At 53.0% G+C, this 14,050-nt stretch carries 12 protein-coding genes and 3 pseudogenes; 1 reads left to right on the forward strand and 14 read right to left on the reverse strand.

Annotated elements, in window-relative coordinates:
• The first annotated feature begins 3 nt into the window (after nucleotides 1-3).
• On the forward strand, nucleotides 4-1,038 hold the full coding sequence (locus tag MUU47_RS07860) for a phage integrase (protein ID WP_258987632.1): 1,035 nt from the start codon (nucleotides 4-6) through the stop codon (nucleotides 1,036-1,038).
• A 326-nt stretch (nucleotides 1,039-1,364) separates the two neighbouring features.
• On the opposite strand, the gene MUU47_RS07865 is transcribed toward MUU47_RS07860, so the two are convergent.
• The 14 genes and pseudogenes from MUU47_RS07865 to MUU47_RS07930 form a co-directional block, all read right to left on the reverse strand.
• Nucleotides 1,365-2,198, reverse strand: coding sequence for a DUF4942 domain-containing protein (locus tag MUU47_RS07865; RefSeq protein WP_258987633.1), 834 nt, complete (start codon nucleotides 2,196-2,198; stop codon nucleotides 1,365-1,367).
• Between the two features lie 113 nt (nucleotides 2,199-2,311).
• A complete protein-coding gene (locus tag MUU47_RS07870) occupies nucleotides 2,312-2,632 on the reverse strand; it encodes a TA system toxin CbtA family protein (RefSeq protein ID WP_258987634.1) in 321 nt (106 codons plus the stop codon).
• Between the two features lie 66 nt (nucleotides 2,633-2,698).
• Nucleotides 2,699-2,788, reverse strand: a pseudogene (locus MUU47_RS07875) (type IV toxin-antitoxin system YeeU family antitoxin); the annotation flags it as partial.
• A 6-nt stretch (nucleotides 2,789-2,794) separates the two neighbouring features.
• A pseudogene (locus tag MUU47_RS07880) lies at nucleotides 2,795-3,962 on the reverse strand (IS3 family transposase).
• Nucleotides 3,963-4,033: 71 nt separating this feature from the next.
• A pseudogene (locus MUU47_RS07885) lies at nucleotides 4,034-4,315 on the reverse strand (type I restriction-modification system subunit M N-terminal domain-containing protein); the annotation flags it as partial.
• Nucleotides 4,316-4,580: 265 nt separating this feature from the next.
• On the reverse strand, nucleotides 4,581-6,020 hold the full coding sequence (locus MUU47_RS07890; RefSeq protein WP_258987636.1) for an efflux transporter outer membrane subunit: 1,440 nt from the start codon (nucleotides 6,018-6,020) through the stop codon (nucleotides 4,581-4,583).
• A 2-nt stretch (nucleotides 6,021-6,022) separates the two neighbouring features.
• On the reverse strand, nucleotides 6,023-7,993 hold the full coding sequence (locus MUU47_RS07895; protein ID WP_258987637.1) for an FUSC family protein: 1,971 nt from the start codon (nucleotides 7,991-7,993) through the stop codon (nucleotides 6,023-6,025).
• Nucleotides 7,994-8,004: 11 nt separating this feature from the next.
• The gene (gene mdtN, locus MUU47_RS07900; RefSeq protein WP_258987638.1) at nucleotides 8,005-9,021 is read right to left on the reverse strand and encodes a multidrug transporter subunit MdtN; all 1,017 of its coding nucleotides are present in this window, start codon (nucleotides 9,019-9,021) and stop codon (nucleotides 8,005-8,007) included.
• A gap of 16 nt (nucleotides 9,022-9,037) precedes the next feature.
• Nucleotides 9,038-9,289: a YtcA family lipoprotein gene (locus MUU47_RS07905; RefSeq protein ID WP_258987640.1), complete on the reverse strand. Its 252-nt coding sequence runs from the start codon at nucleotides 9,287-9,289 to the stop codon at nucleotides 9,038-9,040.
• Between the two features lie 261 nt (nucleotides 9,290-9,550).
• Complete coding sequence (locus tag MUU47_RS07910; RefSeq protein ID WP_258987641.1) at nucleotides 9,551-10,054, reverse strand: protein disulfide oxidoreductase; 504 nt, start codon at nucleotides 10,052-10,054, stop codon at nucleotides 9,551-9,553.
• The gene (locus MUU47_RS07915) at nucleotides 10,044-10,628 is read right to left on the reverse strand and encodes a DsbA family protein (protein ID WP_258987642.1); all 585 of its coding nucleotides are present in this window, start codon (nucleotides 10,626-10,628) and stop codon (nucleotides 10,044-10,046) included. The genes MUU47_RS07910 and MUU47_RS07915 overlap by 11 nt, the downstream gene beginning before the upstream one ends.
• A gap of 2 nt (nucleotides 10,629-10,630) precedes the next feature.
• On the reverse strand, nucleotides 10,631-12,643 hold the full coding sequence (locus tag MUU47_RS07920) for a protein-disulfide reductase DsbD family protein (protein ID WP_258987643.1): 2,013 nt from the start codon (nucleotides 12,641-12,643) through the stop codon (nucleotides 10,631-10,633).
• A gap of 48 nt (nucleotides 12,644-12,691) precedes the next feature.
• Nucleotides 12,692-13,051 (reverse strand): copper resistance protein, encoded by a 360-nt coding sequence (locus MUU47_RS07925; RefSeq protein ID WP_258987644.1) that lies wholly within the window; start codon nucleotides 13,049-13,051, stop codon nucleotides 12,692-12,694.
• A 182-nt stretch (nucleotides 13,052-13,233) separates the two neighbouring features.
• Complete coding sequence (locus MUU47_RS07930) at nucleotides 13,234-14,046, reverse strand: MetQ/NlpA family ABC transporter substrate-binding protein (RefSeq protein ID WP_258987645.1); 813 nt, start codon at nucleotides 14,044-14,046, stop codon at nucleotides 13,234-13,236.
• Between the last annotated feature and the right edge of the window lie 4 nt (nucleotides 14,047-14,050).

Consider the following 14,050-nt stretch of genomic DNA (forward strand, 5'->3'; position numbering starts at 1 on the left):
TTTATGACTGTTCGTAAGTTGAGTGATGGGCAATGGGTCGCTGACTTTTATACCGTAAACCGTAGCGATGGTAAGCCGGGTAAAAGAATACGTAAAAAATTTGCGACTAAAGGTGAGGCTCTTGCCTTTGAAAACTACACCCTGCAGAAGGTTGAAGATTCACCTTGGCTTGGTGATGGAAAAGATAAACGCCGGTTAGCTGATTTGGTGCATCTATGGTTTGACCGCCATGGCATCACTCTAAACGATGGAGAGAAACGCAGGAGCTCGATGTTATGGGCCGCTGAATGTATGGGTTCCCCTTTGGCTACGGAATTTAGCGCGCAGCTATTCACGGCTTACAGAGCTAAAAGGCTTGAAGGCGAGTTCGCCAGAACGAAACGCATCTCTAAAGTTTCACCCAGAACACTCAACCTTGAGCACGCATATTTTCTAGCCGTATTCAATGAGTTGAAAAGATTGGGGGAATGGAAAGCACCAAATCCACTGGAGAATGTCCGTCAGTTCAGAACTGACGAGAGCGAGATGGCATACCTTACAGGACAGCAAATCGAACTACTGTTGTTGGAATGCCGCAACAGCTCTGCAAAAGATCTCGAAATGATTGTCAAAGTTTGCCTCGCAACTGGTGCGCGATGGAGCGAAGCAGAAACTCTTAGGCGCTCGCAGGTTTCTGCCGGAAAAGTCACATTTGTGAAAACTAAAGGAAAGCGTAACCGCACCATCCCATTAGCCCCAGAACTGCTAGCGCAGATACCTAAAAAGAATGGGCTACTATTCACGCCTTGTTACTATGCTTTCAGAAATGCATTGCAACGCGCTGGCATTGAACTACCTGCCGGGCAACTTACGCATGTTTTAAGGCATACCTTTGCCAGTCATTTTATGATGAATGGTGGAAACATCCTCGTATTGCAAAGAGTTTTAGGGCATACCGATATAAAAATGACCATGCGTTATGCGCACTTTGCTCCAAATCATCTGGAAGAGGCGGTAAAATTCAATCCATTGTCGGTTATAAATCACGCTGAAATTTGACGCGCGTTTAGGAGCGAATTTCATCTCATATTGCTGGCAAACGGTAGTTACTGCACATTAGGATTGTGTCGCAAAAGTGTCGCACAAACTTAGAAATATTGCCTTTCATTGCCTTATATTGATTCTACAATCGCCTGATTTTTCATTAAGTTATTGTTTTTCGGTTGGTTGTAAGGGTTCTCATAATCGCTTGGTCACTGGTTCAAGTCCAGTAGGGGCCACCAAATAAAACAAGGAGTTAGATGAGAAATCGTCTGACTCCTTTTTCGTTTTATACGAATCGGGTCAGGTAATGGGTCAGGTAAGGAATTGCCTCCCTGCCCTCTTCATCTCGCTGCCAGCATCTCCGGATAGTGCTTTGCCACGATATCATTCATCTTTTCTGTCAGATCACACCGCTTAAAAGTGATGTGCGCTGTTCCCTTCTGGAAGTAACGGATACTGAAGAAATCATCTTCGTAAATATCCTTCGACGGGTTGTCCCGAATATGATCCATCAAACGTATAGTGACATCGCCACGGTTGTCGGGTATTGGTTTACCATCGAGCAGAAACAACATTCTCTCCAGGTCCGCTAGTTGATCCCGTCGCCAACCCCAGTTCAAACTAAATCCCCAGCGATTGTGACTCACCAGAGTGTTGACGATGATTTTCTTACTGAAGCTACAAGGACTATTGGTTTTGTAGTCCCATGACAGCCCTTTGAAGACATTGATAATGCCACGCTCAAAGACATCCATTTTGTTCAGATGTAGCTGCTCAAAAGTACTGAGGATATTCGCCTCGCTGATGGCAGGTAGATCCCCCTCCTCAAGGTTCTTATGCCACTGGTCACGGGCCTGAGCGTCCATCAATGCCATCATGCCAGACTTCAGCATCAAGTCCCGCCAGATACTGCGGTCGATATTACGGGTGATAGCAGGCAGCGCTTTATCAGTATTTTCAGTCATCCAACTGTCGTAACGGTGCCCGACTTTCATTGCCCAATCTTGCGCTGTACCACCGCCAATTTCTGAGGTTAGCCGTGAAATAGCATCAAGCTGCTGAATGAGTTGTTCTATCTGTTTCAGTGCGGTATCGCGGCCAGTGACCACACGTTCAATACTGGTCGAAAGGATGAGTTCGTTGTGATCTGTTAACACGTCGGGTTCTGTTTGCATCGTTAATCGTCCGTAAAAGCAAACACGCCTGCCGGAATTGGCAGGCGCATTATGCGAGGAATAAAAAGGGAGGAAAGTACAGAGGTAAAAATCAGGAATGAGGCTCGAAGAATTTACGTATTCATTAATCCGGTAGCTCGCTTTGCTCTGAGAATATCGGTAGCCGTCAGGAACGGTGTCTGCTCCTGCCATGTAAAACCTTTTCGGTCAGTGCGTATCAGTTCATAACGTTCCACCAGGAAATTCACCGCATCGGCCAATGTTATTCCCGCTTCGATATGCTCTTGAATGGCCGTGTCATCATGGAATGGCGTGTCGTTAAGTGTCAGACCGTAATGGTGTTCTAACAGGTACGTTAACAGTTGCTGCCAGACCTGCACGGGCGACAGGCGTGACGCAACCGACACCGTGGCCGGTACAGTTGTGGTTTGCATGAGTTGAGTCTCTTAATAAAGGAGTAAAAGGTATGAAGGATTAAGATGCAGAGATGATGCTAAAAATCAGTCTTTAACCTGATTTGAGGGATAAATTGCGATATACACATACCCATGACTATCCAGCGTATCGGCTTCACAGGTTAACTCGTTATGTAGTGGTCAACAAAAACTGGCCACCACTTTAGAGTTTTTCCAGTATCGATTTTCCGATTCGTTGGGGGGTAACCCGCCGTTATATTCATGCGGCCTGAGCGCGCTGTAATACCCAACGATATAATCTGTTATTTCATGGGCAGCATCGCTGAAGCTTACGTAACCAGTCACTGGCACCCATTCATTCTTCAGACTCCTGAAGAAGCGCTCCATCGGGCTGTTATCCCAGCAGTTTCCACGTCGGCTCATACTCTGTTTGATCCGGTACCTCCACAATAACTGCCGGAACTGCCTGCTTGTATAATGACTGCCTTGATCGCTGTGGAACATCACTCCGTCTGGCTTGCCGCGAGCTTCCCACGCCATTTCCAGCGCTTTGGCCGTCAGTTTGCTATCCGGGGAGAACGATATTGCCCAACCCAGCGGTTTCCTCGCGAACAGATCGAGAACAACTGCAAGGTATGCCCAGCGCTACCTGTCCAGATATACGTCACGTCACCGCACCACACTTGATTTGGCTCTGTCACTGCGAACTGCCGCTCAAGGTGATTCGGGATCGCGACGTGTTCATGGCCGCCACGTTTATATCGATGAGTAGGCTGCTGGCAACTGACCAGCCCCAGCTCTTTCATCAGTCTGCCAGCAAGCCAGCGTCCCATCCGATAGCCTCTCTGGGTTGCCATTGTGGCGATGCTCCTTGCTCCGGCAGAACCATGGCTGATGTTATGCAGCTCCATCACCTGGCTTCGTAATACAGCCCGCCTGCCGTCTGGTTTTTCAGGACGGTTTTGCCAGTATTTGTAGCTGCTACGATGAACCCCGAACACGTGGCAGAGAGAGGCCACTGGATAACGCGCCCTGAGTTTCCCGATTAACGAGAACTGTTCAGGGAGTCTGACATCAAGAGCGCGGTAGCCTTTTTTAATATTTCGTTTTCCATTTCAATACGTTGCAGCTTTTTCTTTAGCTCACGTATTTCGATTTGTTCCGGGGTTATTGGAGAGGCGTTTGACGTTTTGCCCTGCCGTTCATCACGCAGCTGTTTTACCCATTTCGTCATCGTAGAAAGGCCAACGTCCATGGCCTTCGCTGCCTGAGCGGCAGTGTAATTTTGATCGACAACCAACTGGGCTGACTCACGTCTGAATTCAGGACTAAAATTTTTTCTTTTCATTGGTGCACCTGTGTTGTTCTGAGGTGAGCATATCACCTCTGTTCAGGTGGCCAAATTCAGTGTGCCACTACAATCTTGCCGAGATCCATCGGCGAGGTATTGAAGAACGACAGCCCGTTGCTGGCACGTAACAGAAACTTCTCTCGCCCCTCTTCCGGTAACGGGCTGGCCTTCAGCTTTTCCGCCTCTGCAACCACCGCCTCTTTGGTAGGCGCTAACACACACTCAAGACGGCGTAACAGCGTAAATGGCAGGATCACGCGCCCGTACTGGGACTGCTTAAAGTCACCACGAAGCAGATCGGCAACTGACCAGATAAACGCCGCCGTTTGAGAGAAGTTAGTGTTAGTCATGAAACCCTCGGAAGAGATTGCAGCCATGAAGCAATATGCTCTGGCAAATATTCAGTTTTGGAATGCAGTACGCAAAATGATACCTGTTACGCGGATTATCGCCAACGATACAAGCCAAAGACATGACGCACGGGGCGGAATAATCTGATCTACGGGTTCAGCGGCAATGCGCCACCGTCAGCGCAAACAATGAAGCCACGCAAAAGCGTAGCTTGTTGTTAAACGCTTGCAGCGGTTATCCCCATCAACCGTCGACCAGCACTGGCTATATTTTCCCGCCACCGAGCGCTTTATTCAGCACAATGTCTTTGCTGACCAGTTGTCCCTGCATTTCAATCTGCTGGATCTGCGCAGTCAGCCACTGCCGCTGGGCTTCGTTTGCCATCGCCTCGCTGATAAGCCCACGCTGATAGCGGGCTTTGGCATTGTTCATGCCCGCCGCCGCAGAGCTGACTTTCTCATTTTGCAACGTCTGCTCTTCCTGTAACGACTGAAGGGCTGAACCCGTCACCACGACGTCTTTCACCGCCGTCAGCACCGCCTGGTTGTATTGCGAAATCAGCATATCACGCTGATGACGGGTCTTATCGAGGTTGGCTTCAAGCTGCCCACCCGAGAAGATAGGCAAATAAAGGCCTGGAACAATATTGGTCTGCTGGCTTGAGTGATCAAAAAGATCATCCAGATGCAGAGCATCAAAGCCAAAGAATGCTTTGATATCGAACTTCGGATAGAACGCCGCTTTTGCCGCATCTATTTGCTTCATCGAAGATTGTACGTACCAGTGAGCAGCCTGGAGGTCCGGACGACGCGCCAGCAGCTGATAGTTAAGCGACGACGGTAATTGCGTTTGTGCTACCGGTAACGGCATTGGTGTGATTTCCGCCAGCTCACCGCCCCCAATCAATGCACGCAGCGATTCACGGAACGCCACACGTTGCTGTTTGGCTTTTGAGAGCTGTTGTTCGATGGTCAACAGCATGGCTTTCGCCATTTCCGCATCCGAATGTGATTCAAGTCCTCGTGCTGCACGCGCTTCGTGGGAATTAAGCACGAACGTTTCGGATTGTTTTAACGTTCCCAGACGTTGCATTACCTGGTCAGTGGTTTGAATACCATAATAGAGTTGGGCCACGTCGGCGGAAATCTCTAACTCAACCGCTTTCTCTTCGAGCTTGTGCGCATTTTCCACCCCCATCACCGCATCGAGGCGATCGCGATGTTCGCCCCACAAGTCAATGTCGAGCGTTGCGCCCAGGCCCACGATCCCTTCGGTATACCACGGGCCACTCAATGCCGATACTTGCGGCACGTCATTAGCAAAGGGCCCGAGATACCCATTGGATGAGACATGTGCCTCGTTGATTTGCGCCATCGCGTTCACTTTCAACTGCGTCCCTGATTCAATCAGCGCCACGTCAGAACGTGCCTGAGCAACGCGCGCATGCGCCACGGCTATCGACGGAGACTGCTTTAAGGCCCGGTCGATAAGCGCATTAAGCTGCGGATCGTTGTAGTGTTTCCACCAGGTCGCGTCAGGCCACTGCTGAGAGGTTAATTTTATATCTTTCGGCAGGACGATTTCCTGCTGCGAAATCGGCTTCACGGTGGACGTGTCGTCTTTCATCGGCGCACAGGCCGCGAGCAGCGCACAGCACAGCAGTGCCAGCGGTTTGACTTTATTGACTCTTTTAAGAGAACGCATAGTTATGCCATTCCAGTTGCAGCCTGCCGGGTTCGCAGGCTGAGATTAAGCTGATCGATTTCGTAAAACAGGGTCTGTAAACGCCCTTCATTGACGTTTGTCACCGGGGCCGCGTCATCCGACGGCTCGCCAGACGCTGCCAGCGCTGCACAGTTTTGCAATAATTCTGCCGCCTGTTGGCGTTCTGCGGTGAAGTCCGCGTCTCCGTGTTCCGCTCTGAGGTGCTCAAACTGATAGATAATCTCACTGAGATGACTCAGCACTTGTTGAGCGGCCAGAATGTCGCTTTCTGACTGACGGTGGTCTGACGACCAGCCTGGCTCCATCGCAACCCTGGCGGCAATCCCCTGGCATCCTGCCAGTGAACGACGCAGAGCAATTTCACTCCCCGCGCTTTCTGTGTGCGTTTTCACCCGTTTGGCCAGGGCGTTAATTAAGCCGCTAACGCTACTCCAGAACAGTTTGCCTTCACGCTCAGGCCATAAAAAGAGATGGAAACAGGTTGCTATCAGCACCCCGAGCAAAATCCCGATTATCCTGTCGCGTATTTCCACCAGTTCGAAGGTCGGGCCAAAGCTTTCCAGCAAGGCCAGTGAGAAGGTAAACATCATCTGAATACCCGCATAACTAATTTTCTCTGAACCGGCATAGATCCACGCACCAAGGCCAATCACCGGTAGTGACATGGCCAACAGCCCCACCACACTTTCGATATGCGGCATGACCAGAATCACCATCAGGAGTGCCGCCAGGCTGCCGAGCACTGCGCCAATCACACGCAACAATCCTCGCTGGGCCGTCGATCCCAGACTCGATTGCGCCACAATGATGCAGCTCAGCATGATGGTATGAATGCCCTGCCAGTCCGCGGCGACATAGATGAGATAGCAGACATAGGTTGAAAGCAGGGTTTTGAATGCGAAAGTACACCAGGTCTGGTTCATTACCAGCCCATTGCTACGGACTCTTTCTTTCGATTCTGCCTCTGACTCAACCGGGACATGTTGGTAGTGCGAAAATGCAGTAACCGATTCCATCATCCGCACCAGCGTTCCCGATGTCGCGCCCTGGAAGACATCGGTCTCATCGACCGAAAACGGTGTGTCTTCTGCAATGGCGGCGGAAAATCGCTTGCAGGCTTCGAGCAGTTTCTGCGCCAGCACAATATCAGCCGCATCGGGGTTAAGGGGCAGTTGTTGCACCATCAAATATAATCCCGACACCGTACTGATCCGCGCCAGATGCCAGGCTTCATCCTGGCGATAGCGCTTATCTCGCATCACCGAAAAGGCCAGCATGTGCTGGAGCATCAGCGTTTTTTCCTGGATGACCGCCGCCGGTAAAGGTTCAGGCAACGTTTCTCCGTGAATAAAGCGCTCTGTGCGTTCGATAATGTCGGCTAATTGCGCCCGCAGCGCCCCACGAAGTTGGGCGACCGGCTCCTGAGGAAGAAACAGCAGATTCACAATAAGCGTCAGAATGATGGCGTAATTGATAGCCACCCACAGCCACAGAATCAGGCGCACCACGCTGTCTGCCTGATCGGTCAGATCCGCGAAGGTTTGGGTATAAAAAATCACCAGCCCACTCAGGAAGAAGATAACGCCATATTTGGTGGCTCGCATCAGATAGACGCAACCGAAAAAAAGCCCGCCCGCCATCATCAGGCGCAGCATGGGATATTCCCAGGTCAGTTTTAAGGTCAGAATCGACAGCCCCACCGCCAGCGTCGTCCCGAGAAGAAACAAGGTACCGGTCAGTTTTGACAGCACAATATTCTTTTGCGTGACATAAAAAACGGCTATCAGAGACAGCGCCAGAAAAGGGATCTGTAGCGTCAATGAGATAACCATCACCAGCGAACAGGTTATCAGACAACGCAGCATCAGGTTTCCGCGCCCTGGATAAGGTCGCAGCAAACTGGCTAGCTGTTGCAACCTGTTGGGGGTCGCGGTAATCGTTTGTGAAACCATACGGCCTCCGCTTAGCGAGGTTGCAGCGTTGCTACCGCAGAGGCGCCGACGCGGAACAGGTGCGGGTCAGGATTCGTGACCCGAATTTTGACCGGGAAGCGTTGTGAAACATGCACCCAGTTAATGTTCCTTTTCACCGCCGGTAAGCCTGCAATAATGCTGCCGCCATCATCTGGCAACACCCCGTAGCTAATGGAATCCACCTGGCCGTCAAAGGTTTTGCCGGTGTCGCTCATCAACCAGACACGAGCCGGTGTGCCTTCCTGAATATTCTTCAGCTCGGTTTCACGGAAATTAGCGATGACATACCAGTGCGTGGTGTCAATCAGAGTAAATACCGGTTTTCCTGCCGAGACAAATTCACCAATACTGGTTTTCAGTGATGCTACGCGCCCGGTAAACGGCGCACGCACTTCGGTATGTTCGAGATTCAGTTTGGCGATATCAATCTGCGCTTCGATTTCTGCTCGTTGCGCCACCAGCGCATCGACACCGCTGACAGCGGCTTCGGCCTGTTTCGCCTGTAATTGCAGACTTTGCAGACGGGATTGCGCGCTGGCATTCGCCGCACGCGCCTGGTCAACTTCTTCAGCCGAAGCAAAGCCCTGAGAAAGCAGCGGTGCAAGACGGCGTAAGGTATCAGCGGCTTTTTTCGCATCGGCCTGCGCGCTGGCGATAGAGGCTTTTGCCGATCCAGCACTGAATTTCTGGGCATTGACTGAGCGCTGAGTCAGCTCAATCTGGCGATTCAGTCCTGCAAGTTTCGCCTGGGCCTGCTTCAGCGCGGCTTCGTAAGTCGCGGGGTCAATCCGGAAAAGGAGGGCATCTTTTTGCACCAACTGGTTATCACGCACCGGTTGTTCAAGGATCCGGCCACTCACTTCGGGTGACACGGTGATGGTGTCCGCGTAGGCATAGGCATCATCGGTCCGGGGCCGCGCATCAATGCGCCAGACAACCAGAGCGAGGACAATCAGCGCCGCAACCGTCAGCACAATTAACGTTGTTTTTTGCTTATTTTTAAACATGATAATGGCCTGTCGGTTAACTAAAAATTAATAACCAAATAATCATTGAAAGGATTGCTGCAATTAATAGCCATCCAGCAATATTTAACGTGAAGCGCGCGAGCAATTTATCGCCCGCCAGGCTAAAAATAAGCCCGGTCAGAATCGAGCCGCCAGCGATGCAATAAAGCCAGTCAGGAAAAGCAGCCCCCAAAAAAGGCAATGACGGAGAAAGTGAACATCCCGACAGGGAAAGTATTGCAGGCAGCAGTACCAGCAGTGTATGCAATCTTATTCTCATGATGGCAGATGACCATTGAATGTAAAAAGCGGAAGATGACCGACCAGAGGGCGGCATCAGATATAAGCAGTGGATACCCTGATTATATCATCCAAAATCATAGTTACATCAGTGACTGTTAGCTTGCTAACTTCTTTGGTGCTTTTTTTTGTCCAAAAGTAAATTATGTTTAATGATGAATCAACCACACAGATGACAGAACAGAAATGAAGACCTGCTTTCAGGCAGGTCTTTTTATTTACCTGTGCTTCACCATCCCGCCCACCATAAACGCAGCCTCATTCCCCAACTGCTGGTCAATCCGGTCGTGATACTTTTCACCTCACCCTTCTCGATAAACAGCAGCGTTGGCGTGACCTGTACTTGCCAGTCGCGGGCCAGTTTGCCCTCCGGATCATTGATGGTCGGTAATGCATAGTGCTTTCGCGCCAACCACTGGCTAAGCGTAGCAGCATCACCGGAACGCAGCGCGACGGATATCACGTTGACGCCCTCTTCGGCCAAATTAGCCACTGAAGGCGTGGTGTAGCGACATACGCCGCACCACGTCGCCCAAACGTACACCAGCAGCGGGCGGTCCTGGCTCATCTCAGCCAGCGATACCGGATTGCCGTCCAGGGTCTGCAACGGCGCGCTGACAAACGTTGAGGGCAGCGTGGGCTGGCGAAACTGATCCATCACCAGCATCGCCGCCGCCGCAATCAGCAGAAGCACCACACCTTCGCGCAGCCAGCGTTTGAGCTTAGCTCGCATCGGCTTTCGCCAGTTCTTGTTTCACCAGCGCCTCCAGTTCGTCGTAAGGTATGGCACCCGCGACCATCGTTTTCCCCACCAGCGTCGCCGGAGTGCCCTGCACGCCCAGTACCTGCGAGAGGATCAGGTTCATTTGCAGCGTCTCGCCGCTTTGTCCGTCGGCTTTGACGTTCACGGTCCCGGTTTTTTGCTGCGCCGCCAGAATAGACGCGTCATCGTGATAGCCCTTCTTCGACATCAACCGCTGATGCAGCGCCCAAAACTGCTGCGGCTGCTGACGCCACGCGGTGAGTGCGATGCGGGCGGAGTTAGCAGAACTTTCACTGCGAAACGGCAGCAGTTTTATCACCAGCTTCACATCCGGGTATTTATGGACGATTTTCTCCAGTTCCGGATCGAACTGTTTGCAGTACGGGCAGTTGTAATCCGTGAATGACACCAGCGTCAGCCGCGGTTTTTCCGCGCCCATTGACGGCGTATTCGGGTCGTTCCAGAGCACGTTTTCCAGATCGGGTTCAGCGGCAAAGCTGAGAGTTGAGAAGCAAAACAGCAGGATAAACGTCAAAATGCGCATGGTTATTTTCCTTTAGCGTCGGACAGGGTTTGCAGCACGTCATCACGGCTCAGCAAGGGCGACATCACGCGCCCCTGCTCCAGTCCGGGTCCATAAATCTGATTGAACGGCACGGCCACGCTGTGGCGAGTGCGAAGAAACTGGCTGATGGTGTCCGACGGGCGGCTCCAGTCGCCGCGCAGTGCCACCACATCCGGCGCAGTGAGCGCGTCCTGGATCTCTTCGCGCAGCAGTACGTTGTATTTATTGGCTTTGCAGGTCACGCACCAGTCGGCGGTAACATCAACAAACACGCGTTTGTTGTCAGCCAGCGCGGCGGTGATGGCCTGTTCGCTCAGCGGCTGCCAGTCGATCCTGTCCGCGACAATGCCCTTGTCACCGGCATGCCACAGCGGAACCGCAATGGCGATAGCCAGCGCCGTCGCCAACGTGCTGATGCCCGCCACGCGCCATCCCCAGCGCCGACCCGTCGCGAGCAGCAGAATGCAGGCGAGTACGGCGAACAACGCGAGCGTCAGAGTCAGCCCGATATGCACCACCAGCAGGCTGGCAAGCCACAGCGACGAACCGAGCATCATTAGCCCGAGCAGGGTTCTGACCACGTTCATCCAGCGGCCCGGACGCGGCATATGCTGCGCCAGCCCTGGCCAGGCGGCAATCAGCAGCCACGGCAGGCTCATGCCTATCCCCATGGCGAAGAACAAGCCCCACAGCAGTGGCAGCGGCGCGACCAGCGCTACCGACACCGCGGTGCCGAGAAACGGCGCAGTGCATGGCGTCGCCAGTAGCGTGGCAAACGCACCCTGCCAGAAATGCCCGGCCAGACCGTTCCCGCCGCGTGTAGCAAGGAAGGTTGATAAACCTGAAGAGAGCCGAATTTCAAACAGACCGAGCAGGCTGGCGCTGAACAGCACCATCACCAATGCCATCGCCGCAATAAACCACGGATTCTGGAACTGAATGCCCCAACCCAGCGCCTGATTGCTGAGGCGCAGCACGGTCATCATCAGCGCCAGCGCGAGGAACGAGGTCACAATCCCGACCACCGAGGCCATAAACTGCTGACGCACGCGACGTCGGTCGGTGGATTGCGTTTGAACCAGTGTACCGAGCTTCATCGCCAGCACCGGCAGCACGCACGGCATCACGTTGAGAATAAGCCCGCCCGCCAGCGCCATCAGCAGCACCCAGCCCAAAGAAAGCGTCGATTCACTGGCGGGAGACTCCCCTACGGTGACGCGGCTTTCCTGCGCCTGTCCACTGTCGGCCAGCACCAGTGAAATCACTTTCCCACGCAGGTCCGGCGCCGTTTCGCCCCAGCCATCGCTGACCGGCAGCGTGGCGGTCAGGGTGTGTCCGTCAATTTTATAGCTGGGTTTGCCGAAGTCGGTGTCGGCGAGGGTGTCGATGAACAGTTCAGGCTTCTGCCAGCCTGCATCGCGAATGGCGGTGACGGTCAGTTCGCCGGAGCGATAACCGGCATCCAGCTGTGACGTCAGGCCATCTTTGAGCGGAAGTGTGCCCATTGCACGGGTGAAATCGTAGCTGAAATTCGCCCCAGCTGGGGTGGTCAAATCCAGGGTAAACGGATAGTCGGTCAGAATGCAGACGTTGCTGCAGGTCGACAGGGTCAGCACGCCTGACAATTTTTCAGGCAGCTTGCCGTGCAGCGTTATCGGGAACGTGACGTTACCGTGATAGCCCTGGGTAGAAATTCCAGCCACCTCAAAACGCTGCGGTACCGGCCATCGCCAGTCCATCTCTAACGGCGTCTGCCATTTTATCGCAGGGGCAATTCCGCCTTCTCCCGGCGAGCGCCAGTAGGTTTTCCAGCCTTTTTCGAGGCCTACATCCAGCAATACCTGCGTATCACCGTTCTGCTGAGCCTCGGCCCGCAGCCTGACGCTGGCATGATCGTTATCGGCGGCGCGTAGCCAGCCCGTATCGGCTGCATGGCTGACGGGCAGCCATAGCCAGAACAGGCAGAGCATAAGCTGCCTGAAAATAATTCGCATAAATTTTCTCCGTAAATAATTGATTAAACTGTAAAACCAGTCGAACAATCACTCACGGAAGACGCATAATCTTAGATGCACCCGTAGCCGGGGAGGAGAAATGACCCGCGGCGGCCATCGGCGCTCCGGGCGTTGTGGTACGGAGGCCAGCACGGCTAACAGCAGCGTGATGGCAAATATCGCGCCTTCAAACATCACTGGCGCCGTCGCAAACAGGGATTTCGCGCTCAGCTCGCACGGCGTCACCGGCGCGTCGCTGTCCTGATGTTGTTGAACGGATTGCTGAGCAACCGGAGAGGCGTTCATCATCAGCGCGTGCAGCCCCGCCATGCGCTGCGCGGTGCAGATAAGCACCACCAGACATGCCAGAGCGACAAGAAGCAAAGCTTTACGCTGACGTGGGATCATAAACGCCTCAATGAAATTCGAGGCTTATCTTAACGGCAGAATGCGCGGCGTGCTGTAAAGAAGTGTCCTGAAGGGGGATTTATGCCCGGCGGCACTGCGTTTCCCGGGCTTACATGGAGAGTTTTGTTGGCCCGGCAAGCTTGTACCGCCGGGCAACTGACGCCGATAAGAGATGGCTACAATTAATTATTAACCGGGATCACCGCGCCTTTATATTGGGTACGGATCCAATCCTGAATCGCTTTGGAATGCAGCACGTTCACCAGCGCCACGATATCCTTTTTCTTTTCGTCGCCACGATGGACGGTAATGATGTTGGCGTACGGGTTGTTCTCACCGCTCTCGACGGCAATCGGGTCATGTACCGGGTCCAGACCCGCGTCGATGGCGTAGTTAGCGTTGATCACCACCGCCGCGCCTTCGTCGTTGTTGTACATCTGCGGCAGCAGGGACGCTTCAACGTTCGGCAGGAACTTCAGTTTTTTCGGGTTTTCAACGATATCGCTGATGCGCGCGGTCACTTTATCAATCCCCGGCTTCAGCTTAATCACGCCCTCTTTCTCGAAGATTGAGAGGATACGGCCTTCTTCAGACACCGCATCACGCATGATGATTTTGCCGCCTTGCGGCAGGTCTTTCAGCGACTTGTATTTTTTCGAGTAAATACCAATTGGCTCGATGTGAATCGCACCCGCGCTGACGAAATCATAGTCTTTGTCGCCCGCATGGTCTTTCAGCACGCTGTTCAGATACGGGATGTGCTGGAAATAGTTAGCGTCGATTTCACGCCCGGCCAGCGCCGTGTTCGGCAGGATGTAGTCCTGGAAACGTTTGATTTCCAGGTCGATGCCTTCTTTCGCCAGAATCGGTTTCGCCTGCTCCAGAATTTCAGCGTGCGGCACGTTGGATGCCCCTACGGTCAGGGTATCGGCCCAGGAAGCAAAGCTCAGGGCGCTCAGGGTTGCGGCGGCAATCAGTGTCAGTGTTTTTTTCATGATG

The sequence above is a fragment of the Scandinavium hiltneri genome (assembly GCF_024764835.1).
Lineage (GTDB): Bacteria > Pseudomonadota > Gammaproteobacteria > Enterobacterales > Enterobacteriaceae > Scandinavium > Scandinavium hiltneri.

Bases quoted from the DNA above. Each gene is read 5' to 3' on its own strand.
- MUU47_RS07895 (WP_258987637.1), bottom strand. From the start codon at position 7,993: ATGGTTTCACAAACGATTACCGCGACCCCCAACAGGTTGCAACAGCTA.
- MUU47_RS07910 (WP_258987641.1), bottom strand. From the start codon at position 10,054: ATGCGAGCTAAGCTCAAACGCTGGCTGCGCGAAGGTGTGGTGCTTCTG.
- MUU47_RS07920 (WP_258987643.1), bottom strand. From the start codon at position 12,643: ATGCGAATTATTTTCAGGCAGCTTATGCTCTGCCTGTTCTGGCTATGG.
- MUU47_RS07860 (WP_258987632.1), top strand. From the start codon at position 4: ATGACTGTTCGTAAGTTGAGTGATGGGCAATGGGTCGCTGACTTTTAT.
- MUU47_RS07865 (WP_258987633.1), bottom strand. From the start codon at position 2,198: ATGCAAACAGAACCCGACGTGTTAACAGATCACAACGAACTCATCCTT.
- MUU47_RS07890 (WP_258987636.1), bottom strand. From the start codon at position 6,020: ATGCGTTCTCTTAAAAGAGTCAATAAAGTCAAACCGCTGGCACTGCTG.
- mdtN (WP_258987638.1), bottom strand. From the start codon at position 9,021: ATGTTTAAAAATAAGCAAAAAACAACGTTAATTGTGCTGACGGTTGCG.
- MUU47_RS07925 (WP_258987644.1), bottom strand. From the start codon at position 13,051: ATGATCCCACGTCAGCGTAAAGCTTTGCTTCTTGTCGCTCTGGCATGT.
- MUU47_RS07930 (WP_258987645.1), bottom strand. From the start codon at position 14,046: ATGAAAAAAACACTGACACTGATTGCCGCCGCAACCCTGAGCGCCCTG.
- MUU47_RS07915 (WP_258987642.1), bottom strand. From the start codon at position 10,628: ATGCGCATTTTGACGTTTATCCTGCTGTTTTGCTTCTCAACTCTCAGC.
- MUU47_RS07870 (WP_258987634.1), bottom strand. From the start codon at position 2,632: ATGCAAACCACAACTGTACCGGCCACGGTGTCGGTTGCGTCACGCCTG.